16 protein-coding genes are annotated in these 12,097 nt (G+C 32.9%); 9 read left to right on the top strand and 7 right to left on the bottom strand.

The genetic code is table 11. The features are described 5' to 3' along the window. Positions 1 to 205 precede the first annotated feature (205 nt). Both rplS and trmD read right to left on the bottom strand, forming a co-directional pair. The gene (gene rplS, locus OD917_RS20585; RefSeq protein WP_125721539.1) at positions 206 to 556 is read right to left on the bottom strand and encodes a 50S ribosomal protein L19; all 351 of its coding nucleotides are present in this window, start codon (positions 554 to 556) and stop codon (positions 206 to 208) included. Between the two features lie 216 nt (positions 557 to 772). Then, entirely contained in the window at positions 773 to 1,453 is a 681-nt protein-coding gene (trmD, locus tag OD917_RS20580; RefSeq protein ID WP_248725928.1) for a tRNA (guanosine(37)-N1)-methyltransferase TrmD, read from the bottom strand. Between the two features lie 223 nt (positions 1,454 to 1,676). Here trmD and OD917_RS20575 point away from each other — a divergent pair, with 223 nt between their 5' ends. The 8 genes from OD917_RS20575 to OD917_RS20540 all read left to right on the top strand — a co-directional run bounded on the left by OD917_RS20575 (position 1,677) and on the right by OD917_RS20540 (position 7,576). After that, on the top strand, positions 1,677 to 2,033 hold the full coding sequence (locus OD917_RS20575; RefSeq protein WP_263525271.1) for a hypothetical protein: 357 nt from the start codon (positions 1,677 to 1,679) through the stop codon (positions 2,031 to 2,033). A 90-nt stretch (positions 2,034 to 2,123) separates the two neighbouring features. Next, positions 2,124 to 2,660 carry an NADPH-dependent FMN reductase gene (locus tag OD917_RS20570; protein ID WP_263525270.1) on the top strand — a complete coding sequence of 179 codons (537 nt, stop codon included), beginning with the start codon at positions 2,124 to 2,126 and terminating at the stop codon, positions 2,658 to 2,660. Between the two features lie 31 nt (positions 2,661 to 2,691). Then, entirely contained in the window at positions 2,692 to 3,564 is an 873-nt protein-coding gene (locus OD917_RS20565) for a sugar phosphate isomerase/epimerase family protein (RefSeq protein WP_263525269.1), read from the top strand. 11 nt (positions 3,565 to 3,575) lie between these two features. After that, complete coding sequence (locus tag OD917_RS20560; protein WP_263525268.1) at positions 3,576 to 4,484, top strand: Zn-dependent protease; 909 nt, start codon at positions 3,576 to 3,578, stop codon at positions 4,482 to 4,484. Positions 4,485 to 4,490: 6 nt separating this feature from the next. Beyond that, a complete protein-coding gene (locus tag OD917_RS20555; RefSeq protein ID WP_263525267.1) occupies positions 4,491 to 4,832 on the top strand; it encodes a cupin domain-containing protein in 342 nt (113 codons plus the stop codon). A gap of 201 nt (positions 4,833 to 5,033) precedes the next feature. Further along, the gene (locus tag OD917_RS20550) at positions 5,034 to 6,188 is read left to right on the top strand and encodes an MFS transporter (RefSeq protein WP_263525266.1); all 1,155 of its coding nucleotides are present in this window, start codon (positions 5,034 to 5,036) and stop codon (positions 6,186 to 6,188) included. A 42-nt stretch (positions 6,189 to 6,230) separates the two neighbouring features. Continuing rightward, the gene (locus OD917_RS20545) at positions 6,231 to 7,163 is read left to right on the top strand and encodes a peptidylprolyl isomerase (RefSeq protein ID WP_263525265.1); all 933 of its coding nucleotides are present in this window, start codon (positions 6,231 to 6,233) and stop codon (positions 7,161 to 7,163) included. Positions 7,164 to 7,285: 122 nt separating this feature from the next. Then, on the top strand, positions 7,286 to 7,576 hold the full coding sequence (locus OD917_RS20540) for a c-type cytochrome (protein ID WP_263525264.1): 291 nt from the start codon (positions 7,286 to 7,288) through the stop codon (positions 7,574 to 7,576). 108 nt (positions 7,577 to 7,684) lie between these two features. On the opposite strand, the gene OD917_RS20535 is transcribed toward OD917_RS20540, so the two are convergent. The 3 genes from OD917_RS20535 to OD917_RS20525 all read right to left on the bottom strand — a co-directional run bounded on the left by OD917_RS20535 (position 7,685) and on the right by OD917_RS20525 (position 10,032). Then, complete coding sequence (locus OD917_RS20535; RefSeq protein WP_111287617.1) at positions 7,685 to 8,080, bottom strand: GreA/GreB family elongation factor; 396 nt, start codon at positions 8,078 to 8,080, stop codon at positions 7,685 to 7,687. 376 nt (positions 8,081 to 8,456) lie between these two features. Then, positions 8,457 to 9,011, bottom strand: coding sequence for a thioredoxin family protein (locus tag OD917_RS20530; protein WP_263525263.1), 555 nt, complete (start codon positions 9,009 to 9,011; stop codon positions 8,457 to 8,459). 127 nt (positions 9,012 to 9,138) lie between these two features. Beyond that, positions 9,139 to 10,032 carry an alpha/beta fold hydrolase gene (locus OD917_RS20525; protein WP_263525262.1) on the bottom strand — a complete coding sequence of 298 codons (894 nt, stop codon included), beginning with the start codon at positions 10,030 to 10,032 and terminating at the stop codon, positions 9,139 to 9,141. A 130-nt stretch (positions 10,033 to 10,162) separates the two neighbouring features. On the opposite strand from OD917_RS20525, the gene OD917_RS20520 reads away from it, so the two are divergent. Further along, positions 10,163 to 10,498 carry a tRNA-binding protein gene (locus tag OD917_RS20520; RefSeq protein WP_263525261.1) on the top strand — a complete coding sequence of 112 codons (336 nt, stop codon included), beginning with the start codon at positions 10,163 to 10,165 and terminating at the stop codon, positions 10,496 to 10,498. A 151-nt stretch (positions 10,499 to 10,649) separates the two neighbouring features. Here the strand turns inward: OD917_RS20520 and OD917_RS20515 are convergent, their stop codons facing one another. Both OD917_RS20515 and OD917_RS20510 read right to left on the bottom strand, forming a co-directional pair. Continuing rightward, the gene (locus OD917_RS20515) at positions 10,650 to 11,198 is read right to left on the bottom strand and encodes an RBBP9/YdeN family alpha/beta hydrolase (RefSeq protein ID WP_263525260.1); all 549 of its coding nucleotides are present in this window, start codon (positions 11,196 to 11,198) and stop codon (positions 10,650 to 10,652) included. 23 nt (positions 11,199 to 11,221) lie between these two features. Next, positions 11,222 to 12,046 (bottom strand): alpha/beta hydrolase, encoded by an 825-nt coding sequence (locus tag OD917_RS20510; RefSeq protein ID WP_263525259.1) that lies wholly within the window; start codon positions 12,044 to 12,046, stop codon positions 11,222 to 11,224. Positions 12,047 to 12,097 lie beyond the last annotated feature (51 nt).

The following is a 12,097-nucleotide window of genomic DNA, read 5'->3' as shown; positions in this document are numbered from 1 at the left end:
AATATAATAAAATCACAACGAAAACGGTTGAGTTTTCATGAGAAAAGGCGAAATTAACAGATTGTTATTTCATATCCGATATATTGCTAAATCGATGATTTTGGTATTAAAAAATTACGGTTTTGTTATTGGTTAAAAATAAGGCATAAAAAAAACTCGTTTCAAATGGAATGAAACGAGTTTTTTATAACATTTAGATAAATGATTATCTTCTTTTATCTTTAATCTTAGCTTTTTTACCAGTAAGTTGTCTGAAGTAGAAAATTCTAGCTCTACGTACAGCACCTTTCTTGTTGATTTCAATTTTTTGTAAAGCTGGTAAGTTTACTGGGAAGATACGCTCAACTCCAATAGCTCCAGACATTTTACGAATAGTAAAAGTTTCTGTTACACCAGAACCTCTTCTTTGAATAACAACTCCTTTAAAAAACTGAGTTCTTGTTTTTTCACCCTCTTTAATTTCGTAGAAAACAGTAATTGTGTCTCCAGCTCCGAAATCTGGGAAATCTTTTTTAGCAACGAATTCGTCTTGAACGAATTTTAATAAATCTGCCATGATAATTTAAATTATGGTTTTTATATTAGAGCAACATTCACGGATTTCGCCAGAGGTTGGTCAAATTCGGGTGCAAATGTAAACAATAATTATAAATTATGAATTATAAATTGTAAATTATTTTTAGTTTGTTTTGTTTCAAGTTTTAGGTTTCAAGTTATTGCTATCGAGAGTTTTAACTTGAAACAAAAATAACCTTAAACCTGAAACTAGATTTTAATGTCCTTCCAATAAATCTGGGCGTCTATTTTTAGTATGTTCATACGCCATATCTTCGCGCCATTTATCTATTTTAGCTGCGTGTCCGCTAGTTAAAACTTCTGGAACTTTCCATCCTTTATAATCTGCAGGTCTTGTATAGATTGGCCCTGAAAGTAAATTGTCTTGAAAACTATCTGTCAAAGCTGAGGTTTCGTCACTTAAAACACCAGGAATTAATCGGATTAAGGCATCAGATAAAACTATTGCGCCCAATTCTCCGCCAGATAAAACATAATCGCCAATTGAAATTTCTTTCGTAATAAAATGATCTCTAACTCTTTGGTCAACACCTTTATAATGTCCGCATAAAATAATAATGTTTTCATACATTGACATTTTATTTGCCATTTTTTGGTCTAAAGTTTCGCCATCAGGTGACATATAAATTACTTCATCATATTCTCGCTGACTTTTCAAATGAGTGATGCAATCATCAATAGGCTGAATTGTCATTACCATTCCAGCGCCTCCGCCAAATGGATAATCATCTACACTTTTCTGTCTATTTGTGCTGTAATCACGAAGATTGTGAAAATGTACTTCGACCAAACCTTTGTCAATGGCACGTTTCATAATCGAAGCCTCAAACGGACTTCTTAATAATTCAGGTAAAAGAGTAATAATGTCAATTCGCATTTCTATTCAATGAGTTTTCTTGTTGGCAAAGATACGAAGTTAATGTTTGTCAATTTCTAAAGATTTGTCTGCACATTGTTTTTTAATATGTATGATTTCTCCTAATCAGATATAATGATTTCACAAAAATTAATGTAATGTTAAGATTTACAGGGTGTTATTTCGGTTTAATTCACTTAATTTTGCCGCAACTTAAACCAAATACATAAAGAATTACCAATTTATGAAAAAGACTTTACTTTTAATCGCAATATTAATATTGCAGAACTCTTGCTCCAATGCAAGCAAGGCGCACGATAAATGGATCGGTGAGTCCAAACAAAAACTTATAAAAAGCTGGGGAGCTCCTGTTAGAATAATTCATGATGATCAGGATAATGAAGTATTCGTTTATGCAGATCAAGTTTTTACGGATGATAATGATTCTGGTATTGCAGGAGCGTATTATTGGAAATACAATTATATGTATGTAAATAAAGAAGGGAAAATTTTTTCATGGCGTAATGAGAATCAAAAATTTCCTCCTCAAGAAGTTGATTCAAAAAAAGTTATAAGTTTGAATAATCAGACAGTAAAATAAATCAGCTTTATTTTTTTAGTTGAGATTTTTATCTCCAAATAAATAGTATTTTTAAGTAGCAATTTAAAAATACTATTTATCCTTATTTTGATGTCTTCAACAAAAACAAAAATATTTGCCATTACAGGCAGCACCAGAAAAAACTCCAGTAATTTTAAGATTCTTACCTATATTTCAAAACATTTTCAATCAGAATTTGAAGTTGAAATATTTGAAGATTTGGGGAGTCTTCCTCATTTTAATCCAGATTTAGATACTGAAAATCCCCCAAAAGAAATCACTTCTTTCAGAAACAAAATAAAAGACGCTGATGGCGTAATTATTTGTACTCCAGAATATGTATTTAGTCTTCCAGGAAGTTTAAAAAACGCTTTAGAATGGTGTGTTTCAACTACTATTTTTTCGAATAAAAAGACTGGTTTAATAACAGCTTCAGCTTCTGGAGAAATGGGGCATGAACAGCTTTTATTAGTAATGAAAACACTTGAAGCTAATTTTGATGATAAGACACAGCTTTTAATTCAAGGCGTTCGCGGAAAAGTGAATATCGAAGGAGAAATTATAGATTCAGGGACAGCAGAAGCACTTCAAAATTTTACAAAAAACTTTGAGAATAATTTTTTATAATATATTTACTTTCTGAAATTTATATCATAAAATGATTAGCAGAAGAAATTTTATCGTAACCACAGGTTTTGCTGCAACAGCTGTTTTGGCTTCACCATCATTTGCATTTTCTATGAATAAAAAAGAAATAGGCTTACAGCTGTATACGCTTCGCGAAGAACTTCCGAAAGATGTAAAAGGAACTTTAGAAAAAGTTGCTAAAGCAGGTTATACGAACGTCGAAACATATGGTTTTTCGACAAAAGATCAGTTTTGGGGATTAACGCCAAAAGAACTAAAAAAGATTTTAGATGATAATGGCTTAAAAGCAGTCAGCGGACATTACAATTTAGGAAGCTTTTTGTATGATGGAAATACGTCGGAATTGATTGCTTCAATTGAAGCTGCGAAAATTCTAAAAAGTGAATTTCTAACTTTTCCTTGGGTCGATGAACCTTTTAGAAGAAATATAGAAGATTATAAAAAGATTGCGGCTCGAGTAAATGAAGCTGCAAAAATGTGTAAAAAAGCAGGTTTGAAACTGGCTTATCACAATCATGATTTTGAGTTTCAAAAATACGATGATGTTACAGGTTATGAAATCTTATTAAATGAAACCGATAAAGATTTAGTTTACTTTGAGTTGGATTTGTATTGGGTAATTCATTCTGGAAATGATCCTTTAAAATTATTCAAAGAAAATCCTGGTCGTTTTAAAATGTGGCATGTAAAAGATAAGGATAAAACAAACAATGATTTAAATACCGAAGTAGGTTCTGGGACAATCGATTTTAAACCTTTATTCGCAGCAGCAAAACAATCGGGAATGGTTCATTTTTTTGTAGAGCAGGAAAATAATTTTGCTTCCAATTCTTTTGACTCAATTAAATCGAGCTGTGATTTTATTTCGAAAAATTTAATCTAGTAAATTGATTTATGAAGAAACTTCTTTTATTGGTATTTGTGATTGTTTGTTCATGCCAATCTGATAAAAAGGAAAAAGCAAGTTCGGTGCCGCAGCCAACTTTACAGCAAATATTACCGCCTGAACCTTATTTTATAGATATTAAAGTTAATGATGTTAAGCTTGGTAAGCCTGCCTATGGGGATTGGTTATTTTCTCATAAAGAAAACGGACAAAGTTTCGAACAATTTGTTCGAATTAGACATGTTGTTCCAACCAAAGAAGAAAATATTATTTATTTACAACCAATAGGAAAGTTTAATTCTTTGCAGATCAAACAAATTGAATTAGTTCGTCAGTATTTGCAAATATTTTTTCAGTTAGAAACTAAAGTTTTAAATGATGTGTCAAACGATATTATTCCGAACCGTGCTAGAAGAATTGGAGATATGGGACAGGAACAATTTTTGGCAGGTTATATTTTAACTGATGTTCTAAAAGAAGAGAAACCTGAGAAAGGAGTTGCTTTAATGGCAATAACAGAAAAAGATTTATATCCAAAACCAGAATGGAATTATGTTTTTGGTTTAGCATCTTATAGAGATAAAATAGCTGTAAGTTCGATGTACAGAATGCAAAAAGAAGCAGATTTTAATTTGAGCTTAGACCGACTATTGAAAATCTGTTCACACGAAATAGGACATATGTTTGGTTTGTATCATTGTATTGAAGCTAATTGTGTTATGAATGGAACAAATAGTTTGATAGAAACAGATGGTCATTCTATCAGATTGTGTTCTCTTTGTCAAAGAAAATTGAATTCAGGATTTAAATACGATAATGTAAAAAGGTTAAAGGAACTTGAAAAATTCTTTAAAGAGAATAATCTTAATGAAGGTTTAGCATTAATGAAAAAAGATCTTGTAAAAATTAAAAATTAGAAAGAAATGGGAACAAGCAAAGAATTTATAAAAGGCGACGAAATAGAGTGGGAAGTAGTCGGCGAAGGAATCAAACGCAAGATTTTGGCTTTTGATGAAAGAGTAATGTTGGTAAATGTACATTTCGAGAAAGGCGGAATCGGCACTTTGCACGACCATTATCATTCTCAAGTTACGTACATCGCAAGCGGAAAATTTGATGTAACAATCAGCGGTGTAACACAGACCTTAAAAGAAGGAGATAGTTTTTATATTCCACCACATGCTATACACGGTGTGGTTTGTTTAGAAACAGGTATGTTGACAGATGTCTTCAGCCCTGCCAGAGAAGACTTTTTGAATTACTAAAAGCTTAATAAAAAAATAACCATATAAGTGATTTAAGAAAATTTAAGTTTGGCTATAAATTTAGTCAAGATATTTTTAAATGAACTTATATCACTTGTATGGTTTAAAAAAAAACTTAAAATTTATACTTTTTTAAAGTTTTGCTAAAGATTAGAGTGGTATTTTTGCAGCATGAATTTATCTAAAACTAATGTACTGTTTATGGCAGTTTGCACTGGTCTTATAGTTGCAAATCTTTATTACTGCCAGCCTTTGATTGTTTTAATTGCCAACGAATTTAAAATTCCTGAAGCCAGCGCTGGAACGATAACCTATTTAACGCAAGCAGGTTATGCGATCGGACTGTTTTTTATGGTTCCGCTTGGTGATAAAATAGAACGAAAAAGGCAAATTTTAATGACCACTTTCGCTACTGTAATTGCCTTATTAATTGCAGCAACGGCCAAAAGTTTTCTTGTTTTACAAATTGCTTCATTGCTAATTGGAATCACATCGATTGTGCCACAGCTTATTCTTCCTCTTGCGGCTTCTTTAAGCGCGCCTGAAGAAAGAGGGAAAGTTGTTGGAACGATTATGAGCGGACTTTTAGTCGGAATTTTGCTTTCGCGAACGTTAAGCGGATTCATCGGTCAGGTTCTAGGCTGGAGATCTATGTTTTATATCGCTGCCGGGATTTGTCTTTTGATCTTTTTTGTTATCCAAAGTAAATTTCCGCAGAACAAACCGCAATTTCAAGGAACTTACGGCCAATTGATTAAGTCTTTATTTACCCTAATAAAAACACAGCCAGTTTTGCGCGAAGCGACAGCAATTAATGTTTTCAGTTTTGCCCAATTTGGAGCTTTCTGGACAACAATGGTTTTATTGCTTTCTGGCGAACCTTTTAATTTTAATAGTGCCACAATTGGTTTGTTCGGAATTGTTGGAGCTTCTGGAGCTTTGGCTGCGCCTTTGGTTGGAAAATTGGGAGATAAAGGAAATTCTAGAATTGCAGTTGGTTATGGTATTTTGTTGGTTTTAATCAGCTTTTTGATTTTTTATTTTTCAATTGAAAGTGTAATCGGAATTGCAATCGGAATTGTATTTATTGATATCGGAATTCAAGGAGTTCATATTTCCAATCAAACAAGAGTGTATTCATTAATGCCAGAAGCAAGAAACAGATTAAATACTGTATTTATGTCGTTTACCTTTTTGGGAACTGCGGCGGGATCTGCATACGGATTATTACTATGGAAATTAGGAGGATGGCATGCAGTAACAATTGGCTGTATGGTTTTATCTGCTTTATCATTAACAGTTTATGGACTGACTTATAAATCAAAATCTAAAAAAGCAAAAGCGCAAATTGATTAAAGAATTAATTTGTAAATTTGCGTTCAAATTAAAAATAACAACATGGAAAACGGAATATACGCTAAATTTAATACTAGCAAAGGTTCGATTTTAGTAAAATTGACACACGATTTGACACCAGGAACTGTAGGGAACTTTGTTGCTCTTGCAGAAGGAAATATGGAAAATAAAGTAAAACCTCAAGGACAAAAATTCTATGATGGATTAACTTTCCATAGAGTAATTTCTGATTTCATGATTCAAGGTGGATGTCCAAAAGGAACAGGAACTGGTGACCCAGGTTACAAATTTGATGATGAATTTCACCCAAGTTTAAAGCACGATCGTCCAGGAGTTTTATCTATGGCAAACTCAGGTCCAGGAAGTAATGGTTCTCAATTTTTCATCACTCACGTTGCAACTCCTTGGTTAGATAATAAACATACTGTTTTTGGAAACGTTGTTGAAGGACAAGACGTTGTTGATGCTGTTGCTCAAGGTGACGCTTTAGAGTCTGTAGAAATTATTAGAGTTGGTGAAGAAGCTCAAAAATGGAATGCTATTGAAGCTTTTATTGGTTTAAAAGGTGCTCGTCTAAAAAGAGAAGCAGCTTTAAAAGCAGAATCTGAAGCAAAAATGGAACAATTAGCTGCTGGTTTTGATAAAACAGAAAGCGGTTTACGTTATAAAATGATTCAAAAAGGAGAAGGGAAAAGAGCTGAAGCAGGAAAAACAGTTTCTGTTCACTACGAAGGTTCTTTAGAAAACGGAAAAGTTTTTGATTCTTCTTACCCACGTAAAAAACCAATCGAATTCAAATTAGGAATTGGACAAGTTATTGAAGGATGGGACGAAGGTATTGCTTTATTGCAAGTTGGAGACAAAGCTCGTTTTGTTATTCCATCTGATTTAGGATACGGACCATCTGGTGCTGGTGGTGTTATTCCGCCAAATGCTGTTTTAATTTTCGACGTTGAATTAATGGACGTAAAATAAGAGTTTATAAGCAATTTAGTATTGTTATAAATAGAATCCCATTCGAACGTCGAATGGGATTTTTTTTATATTTACTAAAAACATAAGTAATTAAAAAAACTATAATTCTAGCGGGAGCAGTCTTGATTCTCGCTGCTTGCGGTGCTAAACAATCAAAAGGAGAAACACCTCCGCCACCGCCACCTCCGCCATCAAAAGAGGTGTCTGCGAAGGATCTTATATTTGGTGATCCAGCTTTGGCTGAAGGTAAACAATTGTATGATAATAATTGTGCGAAATGCCACAAATGGTATGAACCAAAACAGTTTAGTAAAGAAGAGTGGAAACCAATTTTGGTTAGAATGCAGAAAAAAGCAAAGCTTGATGATATAAAAATGGCATCAATAACCAATTTTATAGATTCTCAATTGTAATTTGCATTTCAAAAAAAATAAAAAACCGATTCAATAATTATTGAATCGGTTTTTTATTTTCAAATAGATATAAAAAAAACACCATCACAAAATGAGGTGTTTTAAAACTTAAGAATGATGTACAGCAGAGTTATCTACAGCTATTACTTTTAAAGTTTTGATGCCAGCTGGTAATTCCCAATCAACTTCGTCATTTTCTTTAAAACCAATAATAGCAACACTTAAAGGTGCTAGAATAGATATCTTAGATTGTTTTACGTCTGCTGCAGAAGGTAAAACGATTTGAATTTTCATTTGTTTATTTGCCTTTACATCTTCTATCGTTACAAATGAATTGATTCGGATTACCGAACTGTCAAGTTCGCTTTCTTTACTAATTACAGCGCGATCTAATTCTTGTGAAAGCTGATTGGCTTCTTTAGTATTTGTTGAGTTTTTACTTTTTAAAATCAATTCTCTTAAAAATTGATAATCTGATTTACAGAAAGTTGGTGTCGGTTTCATATCTATATTGAATTTATTGTTATAAAATTTTAAACGATTTTTTCTTCTTAGAATAATTTACAAGTAAAAATTTCTCTGACTTTTAAAAGACAGAATCGAAATGCTTAATTTGAAAAACAAAAAAAGATCTGATCAAAAATTGATTTTTGTCAAATAAATAAATGTTTAAGCTGGTGTAAATCCTCCGTCAAAAAGAAGAAAAGTGAAGTAGACGGAGGCCTAAAAAATAAAGGCCTTATTATGTGAAATAATTACAGCAGGTAACGGTTTTGCTAAGCAAAACGACTTTATAGAAGCTGTAAATGGTGTTTTATTTCCCATAAGAGGATTAATTTGATTTGCAAAGATAGTTAATCTTTTTGAATTTAGTGAGATATTACTTCCATTTTATACCGCAGCCTAAACTTGGCTTCTGTGGATCTTTTAAGCTTCGATTGTAAATTAAGGCATCTATAGCGCCTCTAAGATCGCTTCCGCTAAGTGGAATTCCGTTGCCAGGTCTAGAATCGTCTAGTTGTCCGCGGTAGAATAATTTGTCTTGATTGTCAAATAAATAAAAATCTGGCGTACAAGCTGCTTGATAGGCTTTTGCCGTTTCTTGACTTTCATCATACAGATAAGGAAAATCAATTTTATTTTCTAAAGCAAAATCGGCCATTAATTCGGGAGAATCCTGCGGATATTTTACAACATCATTGCTTGAAATAGCAATTACGCCAAGTCCTTGAACTCGATAATCATTGGCGATCATAACAATTTCTTTAATAACATGATGAACAAATGGACAATGATTGCAGATAAACATTACCAAAGTGCCTTTAGAACCTTTTAAATCCTTAAAAGAAAAAGTATTGTTTGAATTTGTATCTTTTAAATAAAAATCAGGAGCAATTGTTCCTAATGGAAGCATTGTTGATTCTGTTCGTGCCATTTTATTTGAAATTTGATTTTCAAAAATAGCTTTAAAAAACTGTAAATAAAAGAGCACAAGAATAAAAAATACCCAAAGAAAGCAGTTAGCCACAACAGCTTGCTTCTTTGGATACTTCTTTTAATTTTTATGAATTCAAAAATTCCAATAAATCTTCATTTAGCTTTTCTCTATCGGTGTAAAATAAGCCGTGTGGAGCGCCTTCATATTCTATGTAAGTATTATTTGCAATTGATTTTGCTGCTTTTCTTGAAGTAAGATCAATCGGTACAATTTTATCGTCGTCTCCGTGAATAATTAGAGCAGGAACTTTAATAAAATCTATTTCATCTCTAAAATCGGTGTAAGAGAAAGATTCAGCGCATTTTAAAGTGGCCCTTGGAGAGGCCGCTGAACATAAATTTCTATAATATTCTAATAAAGGCGTACTAATTGGCTTGTTTATGATATTTACACCAAAAAACGTTTTTCCGAAATTATCTACAAAACCAATTCGGTCTTCTTTGATTGCCATAGCTGTATTTTCGCTTTTTTCTTTTGGATGTCCGTCTGGGTTGTCGTGAGTTTTTAAAAGAAATGGAATAATTGAAGAAATTAAAGCAATTTTAATTACATTTTTTCCGCCATGACGGCTGAAATAACGAACAACTTCGCCACCGCCCATTGAGAAACCGACAAGAGTTATATCTTCCAATTCCAATTGTTCGATAATTTCTTTAAGATCATCTGTCAAAGTATCATAATCGTAACCGTCCCAAGGCTGAGAAGATTTCCCGAATCCGCGACGATCGTAGGCAATTACGCGATAATTATTTTGTACTAAATGATCTATTTGATATTCCCACATTTCATTAGAAAGTGGCCAGCCGTGAATTAGGATTACAGGTTTTCCTTGTCCGTAATCTTTAACATAAAGTCTAACATTTTGGGCAGTTTCTATATATTTATCGGTATGAACCTGTTTTAAATTAGATTCAAAATCTTTGATTGACATGCATGCATTTGGTTCAGTATGTTCCATGTTATATCTTTTTACGTGAGTATTTTTATTTTTCTTCTCGTAAAATTAGATTTAAAGAAAAAGAAATAGGTTATAGAATTAGGCGCATTAATTACAAAATTTATAGGTTTGTAAATCTAATAATTGAAAAATGGATTTAACCTGGAACGAATTTGAACGCACAGATATGCGCGTAGGAACTATTTTAGAAGTAAACGATTTTCCTGAAGCCAGAAAACCAGCTTATCAGCTTACAATTGATTTTGGTTCAGAAATAGGAATTAGAAAATCATCGGCACAAATCACCAAAAGATATCAGAAAGAAGATTTAGTTAATCGTCAGATTGTAGCAGTTGTCAATTTTCCTCGAAAACAAATTGGAAAATTTATGAGTGAATGTTTGGTTCTTGGCGCTGTAGGCGAGGAGGGAGACGTGATTTTATTGGCTCCCGATTTTAGAATACCAAATGGATTAAGAATTGGATAGTTTTTATACTTATTTTAACCGCAAAGTTCACAAAGATTTACGCAAAGAGCGCAAGGCTTTATGCGGAGTTTTTTGTCGGTTAAAGTTCGCAAAGCTTTGCATTATTAATTTTGCGAACCTTGCGTAAATCTTTGCGAACTTTGCGGTTAAGTTAAAGGTTTATCTTTTCAATCAACTTCTGTAAAATAGCCTGTCCTTCTTCCCAATATTTCAAATCAGAATCGGAATTAATGTGTCCTTGCTGACCGATATTTACAAAATCGCTTCCCCATTTTTCGGCGAAGAGTTTTTTTCTTTCAAAAGAAGCATAAGGATCATTTTCGCTTGCCACAACTACCGATGGAAAAGGTAATTTATAAAGCGGGATTGGCGAAAAATTTCTTGTGCATTCTGGTGTATGTTGAGGTGAATCGACGTCTGCAGGCGCAACTAAAAAAGCACCAATAATATTATCGTTATTATTTTTTTCTGCCCAATGCAAAACCAATGAAACAGCTAGGCTATGCGCAACTAAAATAGTTGGTTTGTTAAGTTTTAAGATGTTCTCGTTTAATCGGTCAAGCCATTCTTCACGAATTGGTTCATCCCAATTGTCTTGTACAACGCGAATTGAATTTTCGAATTTTTCATGCCAAAAGGTCTGCCAATGTTTTTCTCCAGAATCTCCAAGTCCTGGTATAATTAATAGTTGTGTCTCCATTGCCGTGGAATTTTATTTAGTGATTATTTTTTGCGTTCTTTTAAAATTCGGTTTACTTCGTTTACTAAAAGCGGAAAACCAGGTTCTGTCATTCCGTGACCGTAACCGTCTAATTCATACAGTTTAGTTTGTGTATGTCCTACCAATTTCATCATTCTGGCCATGTATGCATTTTCTTCATAACGTCCCAACATTTCAAGTTCGCGATCTCCAGTGATTAACAATAAAGGCGGAGCATCGGCGCGAACGTGATATAAAGGCGCAAATTCATCAATTGTTGGCTGTTTTTCTGGAATTCCATTTTCTCTTCTAATTTCGAAATGTGTAATGCATTGTCCGCTAAACGGAATAAGTCCTGCGATTTGATTGGCATCAATATTTTCTTTCTGAAGATATTTTTTATTAAGACCTATCATTAAAGCTAAATATCCTCCTGCAGAGTGTCCAGAAACGAAAATCTGAGATTTATCGCCACCATAATTTGAAATATTATTAAAAGCCCAAGCTACTGCCGCAGCTGCATCTTCAATAGCTTTTTCAGCTTTTGCTTTTGGAGATAATCTATAATTTACGCCAATAATAGCAAAACCTTTATTTTTTAAAGCTTCAGGAATTTCTTTGTTTCCGCCAGTTAATCCGCCACCGTGAAACCAAACGATTGTGGCAAATCCGGATTTATTTTTTGGATAATAAATATCTAAAACACATCTTTCGCTGATATATTTATCTGATTTATTTGCTGATGCATTATAATATTGAATATTATTTTTCGTTTCATATTCTGTATTCTGTGCAGAAAGAGAAATTACAAAGAAGAAGAAACTTAAAAGAACTATTAATTTTTTCATTTTTTAATTTGTTAGAAGTTTTATGTAAGATGTGAAATGTGAAAAAGGATC

Source organism: Flavobacterium sp. SH_e, assembly GCF_025717045.1.
Lineage (GTDB): Bacteria > Bacteroidota > Bacteroidia > Flavobacteriales > Flavobacteriaceae > Flavobacterium.
Note: the sequence above shows the minus strand (reverse complement) of the source record. Positions and strands in the feature narration are given on the sequence as shown.